This is a genomic window from Synechococcus sp. CCY 9618, from assembly GCF_019038415.1.
Classification (GTDB): Bacteria; Cyanobacteriota; Cyanobacteriia; order PCC-6307; family Cyanobiaceae; genus Cyanobium.
In genome coordinates this window covers 1-17498 of the sequence record NZ_JAFKRG010000045.1, presented here as the reverse complement: position 1 = coordinate 17498, position 17498 = coordinate 1, and the positions used below count along the sequence as shown (strand labels likewise).

Here is a 17498-nt window from a genome sequence, read left to right as displayed (position 1 = left end):
GCTGGGAGGCACCGGCGTGGAGGGCATCGCTGCGGTCGTCCTCGGAGATGTCCCAGAAGACATAGGCCCACTGGGGATCGCGGGGCAGGAAGACGACGCGGGTCTCGGCGGCCGGGCGGGGGGCCGGGGCCATCTCCGACTCAATGGTTTCCAGGCTGCGGCCGCCACCCTCCTCCTGGCGGGTGCTGATGGCTTCCACCAGCTCTTCCTTGGACTTGCGGCTGTAGAGCGTCACGCCGAGATCGCTGGCGATCTGCCGCAGCTGACGCAGCGTCATCATCGCCAAGGAGGACAGCGTCTTCTGGCTCACAACAGCAGATTTCGTTTGGGATCAGTCTGTCGGAGCTTGCTGCCTTTCGATCGGCTGGTCCCGGGGTGGTCAGCATCCACTGACGGCCGCTGCCCGGAACGGGGCCCCAGCCGGTGCCAGGGGCAGAAAAAAGCCCTGCAGCATCTTTGCTGCAGGGCGATGGGGGGAGGCCGTGTGGGGGTGTGCGCGCTCCCCGGACTCAGCGATGGGCTCAGCGGCCGATGCTGCGGTAGGGGACCTTGGAGAGGTAGTCCATACCGGTGTTGCCGGCGGCGGCACCGCCCACGCCACGCAGGGCGGGCAGGCTGCGGACCCAGGGCAGGTAGTCCTGCGGGAATCCGCCGCGGCGCTGCTGGGCGCGCTCGGGGAAGCTGCGGGTCTTGCCGGTGTAGACGATCTGGGGGAAGCCCAGGATGCCCCGGTAGTAGGACTCGTAGCGGGGGGAGGTGAGGTTGAAGGGGGTCTCACCGGCCGCGCGGGAGCCGACCACCCGGTTGCGGTGGTAGGGAACCGTGTCGTAGCCGAAGGCGTCGAGGTATTCCTGGGAATCGAGAATGTCGTCGACCATGCCCTTGACCCCGCGGGTCATCAGCACGGCGGACCAGGCGATCTCCTCGGACTTGCCGTGGACCGTGCGGCCCAGCAGCTTCTCGACCAGGTGGCGGGCCACCCGGTAGTTGCTGTTGAGGTTGTAGAAGCTGCGGGTGAAGGTGTCCGACAGGCACAGGGAGCGGATGAAATCCCGCACCGTGAGCTGGCCGTCCCGCAGCTGGGACTCAAGGGTGCGGTCGCGGTCGACCTTGAAGGCATGGAAGAAGATCTGGCGGTAGGCCGCTTCGATCACGAAGTTCTGATCTTCCCGGTCCATGGCCTTGTCCATGGACACGGCCTTGGGGTCCTCGTCGGAACCCACCCGGAACGGCGTCACACGCGAGTTCTGGGAGGTGGGGGCGTACTTGAGGAGTGGAAGAGCCACGCGTGGTCCGGCATCCGTCGCTGGCGATCGTAGAAGTAGGCCCCCGGCGGCCCCGGCTGGGGGAGGGCAGGGCTCACAGTCCGTAACGTTGGCGACACCTGGCGGGGGGCACCGCGCTCACCAGCCCAGGGCCGACAGGGCGGCGGCTGATGCGGCCCCGGCCGCCGCCGCCGGCTGGGCGGAGGGATCGGGGTGGATGCGGGTCTCGACGCAGAAGGAGGCGGTGTTGGAGAGGCCCTCCACCGTGCTGGTGCGCAGGCGCACGTCGGGGCCGGCGAAGCTGAACCGCTCCAGGCTGTCCATGGTCTCGTAGCTGGTGGTGAGCAGCAGGCCGTCCCGGTCGTCCATGGCGAAGTGGCCCGCCACCGGCGCCGTCTCGGCGTAGCCCCGGTCACGCAGCAGCAGGCCCTGGCGGCCCCGCTCATCGGTGGGGATCAGGCCGAAGACGCTCTCCCCCTCGTGGGCCTCACCCGCCTTGTCCCAGGCCATCGAGCCGCTCCAGGTCACCCGGCAGCCGCCCACCAGGGTGGCCGGGTCCTGGCCGTGGAGCGCGGCGATCGCCGCCAGGCGCGGATCGGCCGCCGCCATCTCCACCACCTCGATGTAGGAACCGCCGGCCTCGGCGCGGCGGTGCAGCAGGTGGTGGCTGCTGCGCTGGGAGCGCCAGCGGCCGCAGCTGAGCCGGAAGAAGCTGATGGCGTCGGCGATGGATCCGCTCACGGGTGACTCGGGCGATGGGGAGGGCGATCAGGCGATGATCGCAAGTCCCAATCCCCCCGTGCGGCCTGTTGCCCGCCGCTCCCGTCGTCGCCGCCCTGGCGGCCGCCTTCTGCTGGGCCTTCTCCAGCCTGCTCTGGCGCCGGCTGCCCACCTCCCTCTCGGCGGCCCGGCTGAACCTGCTCAAGAACCTGCTGGCCGTGGGCCTGCTGCTGCCCCTGGTGCTGGTGCTGCCCTGGCAGGCCACGCCCCGGGCGCTGGTGCTGCTGGTGCTCAGCGGTGTGCTCGGCATCGCCATCGGAGACACCCTGTTCTTCGCCGCCCTGCGGCGGCTGGGCACCCGCCGCACCCTCACCATTGACGCCGGCGGCCCGGCGGTGACCGCCCTGGCGGGGGTGGCGGTGCTGGGGGAGGTGCCCGGGCCGGCCCAGTGGCTGGGGATCGCCCTGATCAGCCTGGCGGTGCTGCTCGTGGTGCGGCAGCCGGCGCCCCGGGACTCCAGGGGGCCCCGTCCGCCGGATGGCCCCGGTGTGGCGATGGCCCTGGGGGCCCTGGCCTGCGGCGGCGGCGGCGCCCTGCTGGCCCGGGCGGGCCTGCTGGCGGGGGGGCCGGCGCCGGTTCAGGCCGCGGCTCTGCGGCTGGCGGCGGCAGCCCTGGTGATGTTGCCGCTGCTGGTGGGCCTGCCCCGGGCGGTGCAGGGGCCCCGGCCGGCCCGGCCCCGCTGGCCCCTGGCCCTGACGGCCACCCTGCTGGGCACCAGCGCCGGGATCGTGCTGCAGCAGACGGCCCTGGCGGGGCTGCCCGGCGGGCTGGCGGTGGCCCTGCTGTCGACGGCGCCGGTGATGGCCCTGCCCCTGGCGGCCCTGGAGGGGGACCGGCCCGGCTGGCGAGGGGTGGTGGCCGCCGCCAGCGCCCTGGCCGGGGTCAGCCTGGTGGCGGGGCTGGTGGGTCTGCCGGGGGCCTGACGCGGCGGTCGGCTGCGGCGGTGGCCCAGTGGATCAGGTCGGCCAGCTCGAGGCCCAGGGGCTCGCGGCCGGCGGCGATGGCGATGGCCTCCAGTTGGGTGCCGGCGCTGGTCATCTGGGTGAGGAAGGCGGCAGCGAAGCCGGGGTCGGCCTGGATCACCGGCTGCTGCAGGGCCCAGGCCTCGATCGCCGCCGGCGGGGGCAGGGGGCCGCTGCGGCGGCCGGCGATGGCCTGCAGGGTGCGCAGGCCGTGGGCCAGCAGCCGCAGGTGGTGGCGCTCGAGGGTGGGCAGCAGGGTGGCCTCCAGCTCCTGCAGCTCATCGGCGGCCAGCATGGGCTCAGGAGGGGTCGCCGGCGGCCCGGGGCACCAGACGGAAGCCGCAGGCATGGCCCCCTTCCAGGCGCCAGTGCACGCGCTCCACGGTGCAGTCGGGGAAGGTGTGGCGGATCAGGCGCAGCTCCTGGTCGCAGACCACGGGGTACTGCTCGGCGATGCGCATCACCGAACAGTGGAATTCGCTGATCACCCAGGAGGGACCTGCCCCTGCGGGGGTGGGCTCGTCGTCGGGGCGGCACTCGGCCACGTAGCCCTCCCTGCGGCGCAGCTCCACCAGTCGGTCGAGCCGCTGGGGCAGGGAGCCGGAACCGATCAGGCGGCGGTAGTCGGCAGCCTTCTCCTCGGCCTGCTGGCGCAGCACCAGCTTGAGGGTTTCGGCCGGCAGGCTTTCGGTGAGCGAATGGAGCAGGCTGAGGGCGAAGTTCTCGCTGCCGTCAGGGAAACGGCTCTGGCCGAGGGCGGTGAGCCGCCAGCGGTTGCTGGGCCGGCCGGGGCCTTCGGTGGCCGGACTGGCCTCCACCAGGCCGTCGTCTTCGAGGCTGCGCAGGTGGCGCCGCATGGCCTGCACCGACACCCCCAGTCCGGCGGCCAGCTGGGCGGCCGTGGCCTCGCCCTCCCGCAGCAGCACCGACAGGACCGCCTCCCGGGTGGGATAGGGCCCCTCGGCGGGACCGGCCGATCGGCCAAGGGACTGGGCGGGGGCGCTCATGTCGGGCATCTGACCAAAACACGATGCCACGCACCCCGGGGGATTGGGGCCTGGCCGTTGTCGGCGCTGACAGGCGCCGCCTCAGGCGATGGTCACGGCCGGATCCAGGTAGACGTCCTGCACGTGGTGGATCAGGGCGATGCCCTCGGCGCGCGGCTTCTGGAAGGCCTTGCGGCCCATGATCAGGCCGCTGCCCCCGGCGCGTTTGTTGATCACGGCGGTGCGGATCGCCTGGTGGACGTCGTCGCTGCCGGAGGCGCCGCCGCTGTTGATCAGGCCGATGCGGCCGGCGTAGGTGTTCAGCACCTGGTAGCGGCAGAGGTCCACCGGGTTGGGGGAGCTGAGGTCGATGTAGACGCGGGGGTTGGTCTTGCCGTAACCGTGGCCAAGGGCCCGGGCGACGGCGGCGTAGCCGTTGTTGGTTTCGGGCAGCTTCTGCTTGATCAGGTCGGCGCCGATGGTGACCCCGAGATGGTTGGCCTGGCCGGTGAGATCTGCGGCGGTGTGGTAGTCGGCCTCGGGCTGCTCAAACAGGGGGTTGCGCAGATAGCACCAGAGCACGGTGGCCAGGCCGCGGCTGTGGGCCTGGGCGAAGAGGGCGCTCACCTGCTGCAGCTCCCGGTTGCTGTCCTCGCTGCCGAAGTAGATGGTGGCGCCCACGGCCACGGCGCCCATGTCCCAGGCCTGATCGACCGAGGCGAACAGGATCTGCTCGTGCCGGTTGGGGGCGGTGAGCATCTGGTTGTGGTTCAGCTTCACCAGGAAGGGGATGCGGTGGGCCCAGCGGCGGGCCACGGACCCCAGCACTCCCAGGGTGGAGGCCACGGCGCTGCAGCCGGCCTCCACCGCCAGTTCCACGATCGCCTCGGGGTCGAAGTAGTCGGGGTTGGGGGCGAAGGAGGCGCCGGCGGAGTGCTCCACCCCCTGGTCGACCGGCAGGATCGACAGGTAGCCGCTGCCGCCCAGGCGGCCGTGGCCGTAGAGCTGCTGCAGGCTGCGCAGCACCTGGGGGTTGCGGTCGCTGAGCACGAAGCGCTCGACGCTCTGAGGGCCGGGCAGGTGGAGGCGGCTGGCGGGCACCAGGGCGGGAGTGTGCAGCAGCAGCTCGGCCTCCTCTCCGAGCCAGTCGGCGATCGGACGCTCCATGGGGGGCACCGGGGAGGGACCCCCCGAGGCTATGGCGCGCGACGGCCCGCGTCAGTGCCCTACGACAGCGTCCGCCGGGCGTCACAATGGGCCTTCCCCGCCGTCAACGGACCGCAGCGGTGCCTTAGGCTCCCCCAGTAACGAAACCTCGGTGTTTCGTTATTCGTCTTCAGGTTTCCGCCGCCCGACGCCTTGCCCATGACCGACGCCCCCACCCCGACCCCGGCCCCCGCTGCCGACAGCCTGGAGGTGATCCGCCGCTTCGCGGAAACCTATGCCCAGCGCACCGGCACCTACTTCTGCAGCGATCCGGGGGTGACCGCGGTGGTGCTCGAGGGGCTGGCCCGCCACAAGGATGAGCTGGGCGGCGCCCTCTGCCCCTGCCGCCACTACGAGGACAAGGAGGCCGAGGTGGCCCAGGCCTTCTGGAACTGCCCCTGTGTGCCGATGCGCGAGCGCAAGGAATGCCACTGCATGCTCTTCCTCACCGAGGACAACCCCTTCCGGGGCGAGCAGCAGACCATCAGCCTCGAAGAGATCCAGTCCCTCGCCGCCGGCTGAGCCGGCCCCTTCACCATGACGAGCACCGCCACCGTCGGCGATCTGGTGAGCCAGCCGTACAAGTACGGCTTCATCACCGACATCGAAACCGAGAAGATCGCCAAGGGCCTCAGTGAGGACGTGGTGCGGCTGATTTCGGCCAAGAAGAAGGAGCCCGCCTTCCTGCTGGACTTCCGCCTGCGGGCCTACCGCCAGTGGCTGCAGATGGAGGAGCCCGACTGGGCTTCCTTGGGCCACCCGCCGATCGACTACCAGGAGATCATCTACTACGCGGCCCCCAAGCAGCAGGAGAAGAAGGCCAGCCTCGATGAGGTGGATCCGAAGCTGCTGGAAACCTTCGACAAGCTCGGCATCCCCCTGAGCGAACAGAAGCGTCTCTCCAACGTGGCGGTGGACGCGGTGTTCGACAGCGTCTCGATCGCCACCACCTACCGGGAGAAGCTGGCCGAGAGCGGCGTGATCTTCTGCTCGATCAGCGAGGCGGTGAAGGATCACGCCGACCTGGTCGAGAAGTACCTCGGCACGGTGGTGCCCGGCAACGACAACTACTTCGCCGCCCTCAATTCGGCGGTGTTCAGCGACGGCTCCTTCGTATTCATCCCGAAGGGCGTGGCGTGCCCCATGGAGCTCTCCACCTACTTCCGCATCAACTCCGGCGACACGGGCCAGTTCGAGCGCACATTGATCGTGGCCGAGGAGGGGGCGTCGGTGAGCTACCTGGAGGGATGCACGGCACCGATGTTCGACACCAACCAGCTGCACGCGGCGGTGGTGGAGCTGGTGGTTCTCGATGACGCCTCGATCAAGTACTCCACCGTGCAGAACTGGTATGCCGGTGATGAGAACGGCAAGGGCGGCATCTACAACTTCGTCACCAAGCGGGGCCAGTGCCGGGGCGATCGCAGCCACATCAGCTGGACCCAGGTGGAAACCGGCTCGGCGATCACCTGGAAGTACCCCAGCTGTGTGCTGCAGGGGGCCGATTCGGTGGGCGAGTTCTACTCAGTGGCCCTCACCAACAACCGCCAGCAGGCCGACACCGGCACCAAGATGATCCATGTGGGCCCCCGCACCCGCTCCACGATCGTGAGCAAGGGGATCAGCGCCGGCCATTCGTCCAACAGCTACCGGGGACTGGTGCAGATCGGCCCCAAGGCCGTGGGCGCCCGCAACTACAGCCAGTGCGATTCGATGTTGATCGGCGACCAGGCCGCCGCCAACACCTACCCCTACATCCGCTCCCAGCAGCCCGACGCCAGCATCGAGCACGAGGCCAGCACCTGCCGCATCTCCGCCGACCAGCTCTTCTACCTGCAGAGCCGGGGCATCGCCTTCGAGGAGGCGGTTTCGATGATGGTGAGCGGCTTCTGCCGCGACGTGTTCAACCAGCTGCCGATGGAGTTCGCCGCCGAGGCCGACAAGCTGCTGGCGCTCAAGCTCGAGGGCTCGGTCGGCTGAACCGGCCGCCGGCCCCTGCGGGGCCTGCTTCCCCCGCCTCCTCCCTTTTCCCCACGCCCTTTCCTCCCCCGCCGTGATCCGCCCCGACGCTCCCGTACTGCTCGAGATCCGCGATCTCCAGGCCCGCGTGGAGGACCAGCCCATCCTCAAGGGGGTGTCGCTCACCATCCGCGCCGGCGAGATCCATGCGGTGATGGGCCGCAACGGCAGCGGCAAGAGCACCCTCTCCAAGGTGCTGGCGGGCCATCCGGCCTACACGGTCACGGGTGGAAGCGTGCACTACCGGGGCGAGGATCTGCTGGCCCTGGAGCCCGAGCAGCGGGCGCGGCTGGGTCTGTTCCTCGGCTTCCAGTACCCGGTGGAGATCCCGGGGGTGAGCAATCTTGAGTTCCTGCGGGTGGCCACCAATGCCCGCCGTTCCGGGAAGGGCGAGGAGGAGCTCGACACTTTCGCCTTCGAGGATCTCGTGAAGGAGCGGCTGCAGGTGGTGCAGATGGATCCGGCCTTCCTGGAGCGCAGCGTGAATGAGGGCTTCTCGGGCGGCGAGAAGAAGCGCAACGAGATCCTGCAGATGGCCCTGCTCGATCCCCTGGTGGCGGTGCTGGATGAAACCGACTCCGGCCTCGACATCGACGCCCTGCGCATCGTGGCCGGTGGCGTGAACCACCTGGCCGGCCCCGACAACGCCACCCTGCTGATCACCCACTACCAGCGGCTGCTGGATGTGATCACCCCTGATTATGTGCACGTGATGGCGGCCGGGCGGATCCTGCGGACCGGCGGCAAGGAGCTGGCCCTGGAGCTGGAGGAGCGCGGCTACGACTGGGTCGACGCCGAACTGGCGGCCACCGAGCGCGCCCCGGCGGAGGTGGTCTGAATGGTGGCCGCCTCCCTCTCCACCCCCCCCGTGGCCGCGGCCCGCAGCGGCTGGACCACAGCCCTGCTGGCCGCAGCCCCTGGCGCCACTGGTGCCGACGCCCTGGCCGCCACGCGCCGCCGGGCCGCCGAGGCGCTGCAGGCGATCCCCCTGCCCTCGCGGCGGGATGAGGCCTGGCGCTTCACGGATGTATCGGCGCTCACGGCCCTGAGCCCCAGCCTGCTGGAGGCCTCCGCGGCCGAGATGCCGGCGGCGGCGGACGGCAGCCTGCGGCTGGTGCTGGATGGCCAGGGCGATCCCCTCGAAGGGCTGGCCCTGCCTGAGGGGATCGAGCCCATCAGCGGGGAAGCCCTCGAGGAACTCCTGGGCCAGGTGCTGACGGCCACCGGCAGCGACCAGCTCTGGCCGGTGCTGCTCAATGGCGCCATCGCTTCGCGGGTGCTGGCCCTGCGGGTGAGCGGCACCATCGCCCCCACCCTGGAGCTGGTGAGCGAGACGGGCACGGCCGCAGGGGTGCTGCCCCTGCGGCTGCTGCTGGTGCTGGAGCCGGAGGCCTCTGTGGAGGTGCTGCAGGTGCACCGCTCGGCGGGCGCCAACCTCACCAGCGTGGTGCTCGAAGCCCGCCTGGGCGAGGGGGCGACGCTGCGCCATGGCCTGCTGGCGCCGGGCCATGACGCGGGCTGCCTGCTGGCCACCCTGGCGGTGGAGCAGGCGACGGGCAGCACGTTCCGGAGCGTGAGCGCCCACGGCGGCTGGGCCCTGGGGCGGCTGGAGCCGCGGCTGGTGCAGCGCGAGGGGGCGGCACTCAGCGGCCTGAAGGCCCTGCAGCTGGCCGATGGCCGCCAGATCAGCGACACCCACAGCCAGATGGTGTTCGCCGGCCCCGACGGGCGGCTCGAGCAGCTCCACAAGGCGGTGGCCGATGGTCAGGGCCGCAGCGTCTTCAACGGGGCGGTGCAGGTGCCCCGTGCCGCCCAACGCACCGATGCGGCCCAGCTGAGCCGCAACCTGCTGCTGTCCGACCGGGCCCGGATCGACACCAAGCCGGAGCTGGAGATCGTCGCCGACGACGTGCGCTGCGCCCACGGCGCCACCGTGAGCCGGCTGCAGCTCGACGAACTCTTCTACCTGCAGAGCCGCGGCATCGCCGCCGACCAGGCGGCCCGGCTGCTGCTGCGCGGCTTCTGCGAGGAGGTGCTGCAGGAGCTGCCCGCCGCCGCCCGGCCCTGGCAGCCCCTGGCCAGCCTGCTGGGGGAGGGCCGGCCATGACCGCCACCTCCACCAACCCGCTGGTGAGCGCGGCGGCCCCGAGCACCGCCGCCCCGCCGGTGAGCGACCTGGCGGCCCTGACCCGGCCCGATTTCCCCCTGCTGGAGCAGATCGCCTGCCTGGGCCAGCCGCTGATCTATCTCGATTACGCCGCCACCAGCCAGAAGCCGCGCCAGGTGCTGGAGGCGCTGCAGCAGTACTACGGCCACGACAACGCCAACGTGCACCGGGGCGCCCACCAGCTGAGCGCCCGCGCCACCGATCATTTCGAGGCTGCCCGTCAGAAGGTCGCCGATTTCATCGGTGCCGCCAGCGCCCGGGAGATCGTCTTCACCCGCAACGCCAGCGAGGCCATCAATCTGGTGGCCCGCAGCTGGGGTGACGCCAACCTGAAGGCGGGCGATGAGGTGCTGCTGTCGGTGATGGAGCACCACAGCAACCTGGTGCCCTGGCAACTGCTGGCGGCCCGCACGGGCTGCGTGCTGCGCCATGCGGGCGTGACCGAAACGGGCGAGCTGGATCTGGCGGATCTCAGGGCCAAGCTCAGCGAGCGCACCAAGCTGGTGAGCCTGGTGCACGTGAGCAACACCCTGGGCTGCCTCAATCCGATGGCCGAGGTGGCGGCCCTGGCCCACGGCGTGGGCGCCCTGCTGCTGGTGGATGCCTGCCAGAGCCTGCCCCACAAGCCTGTGGATGTGGTGGCTCTTGGGGCCGATTTTCTGGTGGGCTCCTCCCACAAGCTCTGCGGCCCCACGGGCATGGGCTTCCTGTGGGGACGGGAGGCGCTGCTGGAGGCGATGCCGCCGTTCCTGGGCGGCGGCGAGATGATCCAGGACGTGTATCTGGACCACAGCAGCTGGGCCGATTTGCCCCACAAATTCGAGGCCGGCACGCCGGCGATCGGCGAGGCGATCGGCATGGGTGCGGCGCTGGACTACCTGCAGAACCTGGGCATGGAGCGGATCCACGCCTGGGAGCAGCAGCTCACCCGGCGCCTGTTCCAGCGGCTGCAGGCGATCGAGGGGGTGCGGATCCTGGGGCCCACGCCCGAGCAGCAGCCCGACCGGGCGGCCCTGGCGGCCTTCAGCGTGGAAGGTCTGCACGCCAACGACATCGCCGCGCTGCTGGATTCGGCGGGAGTGTGCATCCGCAGCGGCCACCACTGCACCCAGCCCCTGCACCGCCACTACGGCCTGGCCGGCACGGCCCGGGCCAGCCTGGGCTTCACCACCACGCCCGAGGAGATCGACCGCTTCGCCGAGGAGCTGGAAGGCACGATCGGCTTCCTGCGGGAGCACAGCTGAGGGGGCTGCGGCCGTGAGCCTGCTGCTGGCCGCCACGCCCCCACCTACCGCATCCCCGACGTGCCGAAAGTGCTCTGCCTGGGGGGCGGCGGGCTGCGGCCGGATGCCGTCTGCCTCCACCCGGCGCCGTGGCAGGAGCGGGCGTGCCAGCGTTTCGGGGTGCGCCGCAGCCACGGCTGCATCCGCACCGGCAGCGCCACGGCCCGCTGGCTGTTCGAGCGGGTGGCCATCGGCACGCCGGTGAGGATTCAGGAGTAGGGGAGGATGCATTCCCAGAGCCGTGATGTGCTCCACGCCGGCAGACTTTGTTGCCGAAAACCCCAGGCACCACAATGGATTCCGGTGGCATCCCCTGCAGACATCGGTAGAATGGGTTGCAGCGAGTGTTGTGAATCTGCGTGTTGGTATCACCCAGGGGATGGCGGGCAGAGCGCCTCGGATATGAGTTGCTGGGGTGCGTGCATGACGGACCCGTGATGCATGCAGCGTCCAAGGCAAACCCCACGCCGCAGTGACGGCAGGGACAGGGATTCGGGGATCTCGATGCTAGAGGACGACGACATCGGCGGCGGCGCGAGACCCTTCCGGCGTGCATCACTGAACCACCCATTTAGTAGTTAGACACACAACAATGAGAAAGCGTTTGACAGAAGGACATGGCGTTTGAGCTTAGGTTCCCATACAGACCAAACAATCCTCTTCAGGACTCGACCAAGGATCTAAATTTCAACGTCGACAAACTTTCTGTCTCACTCAGATGGCGTCCTCCGTACGTAATCTTACTGATAGGGCCATTCGATACCGAATTAGAAGCCAAAGAGTATCTTCCACGGGTTTGGGGCGCCTTGGCTTGGACGGCTATCGTTAGAGGGTCTGGCTTCAGCGCCAACATGACGTGGAGTCATGTGTCCTATCCAGAAGATCCTTTTATAGCCGCCAAGAATGTTGCAAGTTCATTCGGGATGCCGGATCCTGGGACACCCTTGCATGCCTTGGGGACAGATTACTTCCCCTGCGTTGCTGAGATTGGGAAGAACTACAGATTTATTGGTGGTGGCGATTTAAAAGTGAAGCTGATGGAAAACGCGGAATCGCTTGCAGGTATCCTTGCTGAAGGCCTCAAGTCCAAGTCAATTGAAATTCTTTACGTCGATGAACGCCTGCGTACATCATTGCAGCTCTACTCCGATTCTCACAGAGAGCCGTCACTTCGTGCCAAGTTTCTAACAGTAGTAATGGCTCTAGAAGTTCTTACGGAACCAATCCCGAAGCACCCTATTGCCCAGGACTTACTAGACAGGTTTGAGGTCGAAGTCAACAATGAGGTTGCCAAGCACCTAGAAGATTCAGTTGAGTGGCAATCGCTAGACTTCCTTAAGCGCGAGATTTGCTTCCGAAGGGAAAGTTCGTTGCGTTCAAGAATACGCGACTTAGTACTTAGCTCTCTTTCGTTCTTGTCGCCCGAAGACCTTGGTCAGCAAGCTAGAGATGCTGTATGGGCTTACGATCAGAGAAGCGCTCTGGTTCATGATGGTCGTATTCCAGATGAGAAGCTTTCCAAAGCATATGAGCTGGCCAAGCATACACTTGTTGATGTTCTTCGGGCAAGAGCAGCCTTGTCTGGCCCCTACACGGCCGTCTAAAAAACCCCTCGAGTGGACAGGCCACCACAAATCCCTTCTTGATCCCAGATCCTATTTGCCTGCCACTCAGGGGCAGCGTTAGCAGCATCCCAGCACGAGACACGAGTTTCCTCAACGCGCTGAAAGTCCACTGACTTCAGCCAGCTGGCGCCGAAACAGGGCACAATTATTGGAATTAATCCTGGGTTCTCATGGAAGGCGTTATTGCATTGTTGCTGGGCGGTGCAGGCGGTCTATTCGTATGGGCAGTTATAGCCCAGCGAAAAGTCTCCAAACTCCGTAGCAAGTACGCACCCATCACCAATGCTCAAGAGGAAGCTGAGCGAATAAGAAAGCGGTCTTCAGTGCTTCAAGAACAGAGCAAGAAGACGGCAGATTCAATTGTTGCGAAGGGGCAAGCCATGCTGCAACTTCTTGAGCGAGAGGCCGAGAGTATTAGGGAGTCAATATCCTCGCTAGAGATAAAGCGCGAGGAGGCGCAGAATCAGCTGGTCTTTATCAATCAGGCCATCGCACTGAAAAACGACGACATTCATTTGCTGGAGGTGGGATACTTCGAGGCTGGCTATGACTTTGACGATCTTCCAGCCTATGAGGCTGCTCTACGAAGAATTGGTGAAGAGCAGCAGCAAATGCTTCGCATGGATGGCAGCGAGGGAGACAGAAGTGCTGCTGCTTTTTGTTCTGAGACAATTCGATTCAACGATTCGGTTTCTCAAGGGCGCTCAATGATCAAAAAGATTTTAAAGCTAATGCTACGAGCTTTTAACGGGGAGTGCGATTCGTATATAGCCAGAGTTACCTATAAAAATATTTCAGCAATGGAAAAACGCATTGAAACCAGCCATGAGCAGATAAACCGACTAGGAGAGTCGTGGTACTGCAGCATTAGCAATAAGTATCTTGACAACCGGATCGAAGAACTCAGGCTTAGTTTTACTTATGAAGAGGCGAAGCAAAAGGAAAAGGAGGAACAGGCCCAGATACGCGAACAGATGAGAGAAGAAGAAAGGGCCATTCGAGAAATTGAAAAGGCTCGAGAGCAAGCCGAGAAAGACGAAGCAAAGTTTGCAGATATGCTTGAAAAAGCCAAAGCAGAAGCGCAACGAGCGACTGACCAAGACAAGGATAGGCTCAATGAGAAAATTAATAAGCTTGAAGCCGTACTAGCCGAAGCCGAGGCCAATCGGCAACGCGCCATTAGTAGAGCGCAGATGACAAGATCAGGGCATGTCTATGTGATTAGCAATGTCGGTAGCTTTGGCGAACATGTCTACAAGATTGGGATGACTCGAAGGATTGACCCGCTAGATCGTGTCCGAGAACTTGGAGATGCTTCGGTTCCGTTCCCGTTCGACGTTCATGCGCTTATATTCACAGAGGATGCACCTTCCCTGGAGAACAGCCTTCACAAGCGATTCAACCAACGAAGAATTAACGTTGAGAACATGAAAAAGGAGTTCTTCCGAGTCTCAATCGAAGAGATTCGAGATGAATTATACAAGATCCATCAAGAAGAAAGCGTTCAAGCAGACCTGCGTCTCACACTGGTCGCCGAAGCAAAGCAGTACCGGCTCAGTGAAGCTAAACGTATGGAGTTTGAGCGTTCCTATCTTGTCGATGAGCCTGCACGTTTGCCTCCTCCTCCACCTCCCGCTCTTCTCGAACAAGATGATCCATTAGAGACGTAGGGAGTTGCTAACATCAAGATCCAGCGGACGGGAGCGGTGTTGCTTTCCCAATCGCATGGGGCTACCGCCCGCCGCTGATCTTTAGCGTTAGCGGTACCCAACACCGGTTCAAACGGAGTAGAATTTCGTTTCAGGCATCTGGGTTGAGCGCAATGTCAGCCTTACTTAAGAGCATTGAGGAGCAGGCACGCGCCCTCAGCGCAGAGGATAGGGCAAGGCTAGCTGAGAGTATGCTGGAGTCACTCCACACATCAATCGCCGAAATCGAGGCTCTTTGGGCTGACGAGATTGAAGCGCGTGTCAGTGCGTTTGACCGTGGCGAAATTCCTTCATGCTCGGCCGAAGAAGTATTCGCTGAAGCTCGTCGAACTCTGCAGTGAAGCGCGCACGCTTTGTTGCTCCTGCTAGACGTGAGCTTCTTGCAGAAGTTGCCTACTACAACAACAAGGAGTTGGGGCTTGGCAGTCGGTTTCTTGTTGCCGTTGAAGATGCCACTGCTCGCGCCCTCGCTTACCCTCTTACTGGGACGCCGGCGTCAGAAAGAACTCGGCGAATGTACCTCAAGGACTTTCCTTTTGCGATTGTGTATAGACCGGATGAAGATGGAATAGTTGTCTTCGCACTTGCTCATTACGCACGCCGCCCAGAGTACTGGCGGGAACGCATAGATGACCGCTAACAATGCCATTCACCAGAGCCGCCATCCAGAGGGCAACCTCATAACTACTGCCCTCTGTGGACTGGTGATGGCAAGCGCTCGAAGGATCGGAGAGATAGCAGAGAGCACTTGCACTTCTAATGATTTTCGGGGCTCCGCTCCCATTCTGGATGTTGTTGAGCGGACCCATTGTACCATCGCCGAACTCTTTCCTATTCAGGACCGCGCATTTGGCAGAAGGCTTAGAATTGGATGATCACGGCTTGGATGACGAAAGACGATGGCCCCTACCTTCACAGCGGTGATCCGTCAGGATGGACCTTGGTGGCTGGGCTGGGTGGAGGAGGTGCCCGGCGTCAATGCCCAAGAGCACACCAGGGAGGAGCTGTTGGCATCCCTACGGCAGGTGCTTCGTGAAGCTCTGGAATTTAATCGCCTTGAGGCCTTGGAGGCTGCTGGCCCGGGTTACGAGGAGCATGCACTCCCCATGTGAAACGACGGGATCTGCTGCGCCATCTCAACGAGCATGGCTGTGAGCTCTTGAGGGAGGGTGGCAATCATTCATGGTGGTGGAACCCAACCCAGAATTGTCGGAGCGCAATCCCGCGCCATTCTGAGATCAAGGAGCTTCTAGCTCGCAAAAACTGCAAGGATCTTGGAGTCCCTACACCGTAATTTCAAATGCCGCAATTGGATGCTATAGATTTCCTTGTATGCGACGATTTCTCTATGACTAGACCCAATGAGTTTTGGTGATGATGCCAAGGTCCGCGAAAGTTGCCTGTTGAGAGGCGACACTTCTAACAAGCCCCTGGAGTGGACAGGCCACCACAGGTTCACCTCTGGTACCAGATGCTCTTTGCCTGCCATTAAGGGGGCAGCGTTCCGATCTAACGCTGCGACTTCATCGATCAATGTCCAAAAAGACTGGAATCTCTCCCCTCAGCCAAAGAGAGTCAAGTCTATGGATCAACATCCGCCACTTTTCTCAAGATCTTTTTCGGATTTTTTTGATGTGCTTCTAAGGAGTGTTGACAAAGCTTGCACGGTCAGATATCCGTATCCCTGTCCAAGTGCTCCAGAGAAGCCGCTGTCGGAACGATCAATCTCACCAGACCTTATCCAACGTGTGGTCATCCAATCGGGTAGCTCAGTGAGGTGGCTCCCGTGCGTCGCGCTGACGGGCGCATGGCATGGGCCTGGATCGTGGCAAGCAGGAGCCGAGCCTTCCTCATCGTGCTCGTCTTGGCCACTGCCGGGCAGACCAGTGTGCTCGGGGCTCTCCGTTGGCAGGCTGATGTGGCCCGATGGACGTTTGCCCTCCTGTGCTGGGGGATGGCCGTGCTGATCTCGCTGCGCTCGCTGCGTAGAGCACCCGGAGGCGATGGACAGGTGGACGTCCTCAGTCGTTGCAGGCGGAGGGAGACTCCAGTTCCTGCACCAGCAGATCTTGGGCCAGGAGCAGCAGGGCGATCCCCATCAGGGCCAGGGACGTTCCACGCTGATCGTCACCGCTCAACTCCAGCAGGCGGGCGGTCTGCAGATGCTCAGGCCAGCTGAGACGCATGGCAGACACCGGAATGAATGGAAATCCTGATGATTCTGGTTGGCCATGCTGATCACCAAGACTGCTGTCACAATCCGAAACACTGACATCGGTGGTGCGCGGTAGCCCTGGCTACGACCCTTTCCCTTGCCGCCGATACCTTTCAATCACCCGTCGGCCGAAGGACCCATGGAGCCGTCCACCCAGCAAGCCATCGAACTCAGCGTCAGCCAACGCTTCGAGATCGAGCGCTTCAACCGCACCATCGACGCCACCGCCGACCCTGAGGCCCTGCGGACGATCGCCAAGCAGCTCCTGCAGGCCTGGCACTCCCAGAAGGCCGCCACCACCTGGGTGATGGGCCAGCAGATGGGTGGTCGTCCGGCCGTCTGACAAGCCTCAGAGGCCTTCCTCCCTGAGCCCCCACGGCCGTCGTCTGCATGATGGGGCCTGATTTTTGAGGCCTTCCATGCGTCGATGGTCCTGCGTTGGGGCCGTCCTCCTGCTGGCCCTCGCCGGTTGCTCCCGCCCGCCCGCCGAGCCCCCGGCACCCACGGGCTGGCGCCAGCACCCCCTGGAGGATCCCGGCCTGCCGCGGCGCAGTGAGGCCGAGCTGGCCCGCTGCGCCAGCCAGCTCAAGCTGGCACCGGAGCAGGCCACCCCCGCCGATCCCACCAACTTCGGTGAGCGCCAACCTGCCGACGCCCTGGGCCGGCCGGTGCCCCACCAGCCGATGTTGATCGTGCTGCACGAAACCGTGATCTCGTCGCCGGCCACCGTGGCGTTTTTTCAGACGCCCCACCCCAAGGACGAGGACCAGGCCAGCTACCACCTGCTGATTGACCGGGCTGGCCAGCGGTTGCGCTTCGTGCCCGACGCCCAGCGGGCCTTCGGGGCGGGGATGTCGGCCTTCGGGGATGCCACCATCCGCATCGGCTCCACCTCGGTGGGATCGGTCAACAACGTGGCGCTGCACCTCGGCCTGGAAACCCCGGCCGACGGCCGCGGTGACAGCGATGGCCATAGCGGCTACAGCCAGCGCCAGTACGCCGTCACCGCCGCCCAGGTGCTGCTCTGGCAGGGCCGCTTCGGCATCCCCATGGGCCGGGTCACCACCCATGCCGCCGTCGACCGCAGCCACTCCCGCTACGACCCCCGCAGCTTCCGCTGGGACCGCTTCGATGCGGCCTACGCCAAGGCTGCCGCCACCTGCGGCTGGAGTGAGTACAGCAACGGGCTAGCTGTGATTTCCCACCAGGTTGTTCATGCCTGCAGCTGAGCTAGCCGCTGTTGGGGGGTGAGGCCACCCAGGGCCATATGGCACCTGCGGC

At 65.1% G+C, this 17498-nt stretch carries 22 protein-coding genes; 15 read left to right on the top strand and 7 right to left on the bottom strand.

The features are described 5' to 3' along the window. From KUG41_RS10940 to KUG41_RS10930, 3 genes are all read right to left on the bottom strand, one after another. The coding region (locus KUG41_RS10940; RefSeq protein WP_216904096.1) for a Rho termination factor N-terminal domain-containing protein at positions 1-277 on the bottom strand (277 nt) is incomplete at its 3' end. Positions 278-521: 244 nt separating this feature from the next. Beyond that, a complete protein-coding gene (locus KUG41_RS10935) occupies positions 522-1286 on the bottom strand; it encodes a phycobilisome rod-core linker polypeptide (RefSeq protein ID WP_216904094.1) in 765 nt (254 codons plus the stop codon). Positions 1287-1403: 117 nt separating this feature from the next. After that, positions 1404-2006 (bottom strand): phycobiliprotein lyase, encoded by a 603-nt coding sequence (locus tag KUG41_RS10930; protein WP_216904093.1) that lies wholly within the window; start codon positions 2004-2006, stop codon positions 1404-1406. Between the two features lie 68 nt (positions 2007-2074). Here KUG41_RS10930 and KUG41_RS10925 point away from each other — a divergent pair, with 68 nt between their 5' ends. Further along, the gene (locus KUG41_RS10925; RefSeq protein WP_216904092.1) at positions 2075-2968 is read left to right on the top strand and encodes a DMT family transporter; all 894 of its coding nucleotides are present in this window, start codon (positions 2075-2077) and stop codon (positions 2966-2968) included. On the opposite strand, the gene KUG41_RS10920 is transcribed toward KUG41_RS10925, so the two are convergent. From KUG41_RS10920 to KUG41_RS10910, 3 genes are all read right to left on the bottom strand, one after another. Continuing rightward, positions 2928-3302, bottom strand: a complete 375-nt coding sequence (locus KUG41_RS10920; protein ID WP_216904091.1) for a hypothetical protein — start codon at positions 3300-3302, stop codon at positions 2928-2930. The genes KUG41_RS10925 and KUG41_RS10920 overlap by 41 nt on opposite strands. Before the next feature lie 4 nt (positions 3303-3306). Beyond that, a complete protein-coding gene (gene sufR, locus KUG41_RS10915; protein ID WP_216904090.1) occupies positions 3307-4014 on the bottom strand; it encodes an iron-sulfur cluster biosynthesis transcriptional regulator SufR in 708 nt (235 codons plus the stop codon). A gap of 81 nt (positions 4015-4095) precedes the next feature. Beyond that, the gene (locus tag KUG41_RS10910; RefSeq protein ID WP_216904089.1) at positions 4096-5160 is read right to left on the bottom strand and encodes a class I fructose-bisphosphate aldolase; all 1065 of its coding nucleotides are present in this window, start codon (positions 5158-5160) and stop codon (positions 4096-4098) included. A 198-nt stretch (positions 5161-5358) separates the two neighbouring features. Here KUG41_RS10910 and KUG41_RS10905 point away from each other — a divergent pair, with 198 nt between their 5' ends. The 12 genes from KUG41_RS10905 (at position 5359) to KUG41_RS10850 (ending at position 15296) form a co-directional block, all read left to right on the top strand. Beyond that, positions 5359-5721 carry a ferredoxin-thioredoxin reductase catalytic domain-containing protein gene (locus tag KUG41_RS10905; protein WP_216904088.1) on the top strand — a complete coding sequence of 121 codons (363 nt, stop codon included), beginning with the start codon at positions 5359-5361 and terminating at the stop codon, positions 5719-5721. Between the two features lie 15 nt (positions 5722-5736). After that, positions 5737-7179 (top strand): Fe-S cluster assembly protein SufB, encoded by a 1443-nt coding sequence (sufB, locus tag KUG41_RS10900; RefSeq protein WP_216904087.1) that lies wholly within the window; start codon positions 5737-5739, stop codon positions 7177-7179. A 73-nt stretch (positions 7180-7252) separates the two neighbouring features. After that, the gene (sufC, locus tag KUG41_RS10895; protein WP_216904086.1) at positions 7253-8056 is read left to right on the top strand and encodes a Fe-S cluster assembly ATPase SufC; all 804 of its coding nucleotides are present in this window, start codon (positions 7253-7255) and stop codon (positions 8054-8056) included. Further along, on the top strand, positions 8057-9325 hold the full coding sequence (locus KUG41_RS10890; protein ID WP_216904085.1) for a SufD family Fe-S cluster assembly protein: 1269 nt from the start codon (positions 8057-8059) through the stop codon (positions 9323-9325). Beyond that, positions 9322-10629: a SufS family cysteine desulfurase gene (locus KUG41_RS10885; protein ID WP_216904084.1), complete on the top strand. Its 1308-nt coding sequence runs from the start codon at positions 9322-9324 to the stop codon at positions 10627-10629. The genes KUG41_RS10890 and KUG41_RS10885 overlap by 4 nt, the downstream gene beginning before the upstream one ends. A gap of 60 nt (positions 10630-10689) precedes the next feature. Continuing rightward, positions 10690-10887 (top strand): L,D-transpeptidase, encoded by a 198-nt coding sequence (locus tag KUG41_RS10880; RefSeq protein ID WP_371734123.1) that lies wholly within the window; start codon positions 10690-10692, stop codon positions 10885-10887. 398 nt (positions 10888-11285) lie between these two features. Beyond that, positions 11286-12272 carry a HEPN domain-containing protein gene (locus KUG41_RS10875; RefSeq protein WP_216904083.1) on the top strand — a complete coding sequence of 329 codons (987 nt, stop codon included), beginning with the start codon at positions 11286-11288 and terminating at the stop codon, positions 12270-12272. Positions 12273-12463: 191 nt separating this feature from the next. After that, on the top strand, positions 12464-13963 hold the full coding sequence (locus KUG41_RS10870; RefSeq protein WP_216904082.1) for a DUF4041 domain-containing protein: 1500 nt from the start codon (positions 12464-12466) through the stop codon (positions 13961-13963). Positions 13964-14115: 152 nt separating this feature from the next. Next, the gene (locus KUG41_RS16140; protein WP_371734122.1) at positions 14116-14343 is read left to right on the top strand and encodes an addiction module protein; all 228 of its coding nucleotides are present in this window, start codon (positions 14116-14118) and stop codon (positions 14341-14343) included. Then, the gene (locus KUG41_RS16135; protein ID WP_216904080.1) at positions 14340-14642 is read left to right on the top strand and encodes a type II toxin-antitoxin system RelE/ParE family toxin; all 303 of its coding nucleotides are present in this window, start codon (positions 14340-14342) and stop codon (positions 14640-14642) included. Before KUG41_RS16140 ends, KUG41_RS16135 begins: the two co-directional genes overlap by 4 nt. Positions 14643-14901: 259 nt before the next feature. Further along, on the top strand, positions 14902-15114 hold the full coding sequence (locus tag KUG41_RS10855) for a type II toxin-antitoxin system HicB family antitoxin (protein WP_216904079.1): 213 nt from the start codon (positions 14902-14904) through the stop codon (positions 15112-15114). Continuing rightward, entirely contained in the window at positions 15111-15296 is a 186-nt protein-coding gene (locus tag KUG41_RS10850; protein WP_216904078.1) for a type II toxin-antitoxin system HicA family toxin, read from the top strand. Before KUG41_RS10855 ends, KUG41_RS10850 begins: the two co-directional genes overlap by 4 nt. 727 nt (positions 15297-16023) lie before the next feature. Here the strand turns inward: KUG41_RS10850 and KUG41_RS10845 are convergent. Beyond that, complete coding sequence (locus KUG41_RS10845; RefSeq protein ID WP_216904077.1) at positions 16024-16188, bottom strand: hypothetical protein; 165 nt, start codon at positions 16186-16188, stop codon at positions 16024-16026. A 168-nt stretch (positions 16189-16356) separates the two neighbouring features. Here KUG41_RS10845 and KUG41_RS10840 point away from each other — a divergent pair, with 168 nt between their 5' ends. After that, on the top strand, positions 16357-16560 hold the full coding sequence (locus KUG41_RS10840; protein ID WP_216904076.1) for a hypothetical protein: 204 nt from the start codon (positions 16357-16359) through the stop codon (positions 16558-16560). 76 nt (positions 16561-16636) lie between these two features. Then, positions 16637-17446: a peptidoglycan recognition family protein gene (locus tag KUG41_RS10835; protein WP_216904075.1), complete on the top strand. Its 810-nt coding sequence runs from the start codon at positions 16637-16639 to the stop codon at positions 17444-17446. Positions 17447-17498 lie beyond the last annotated feature (52 nt).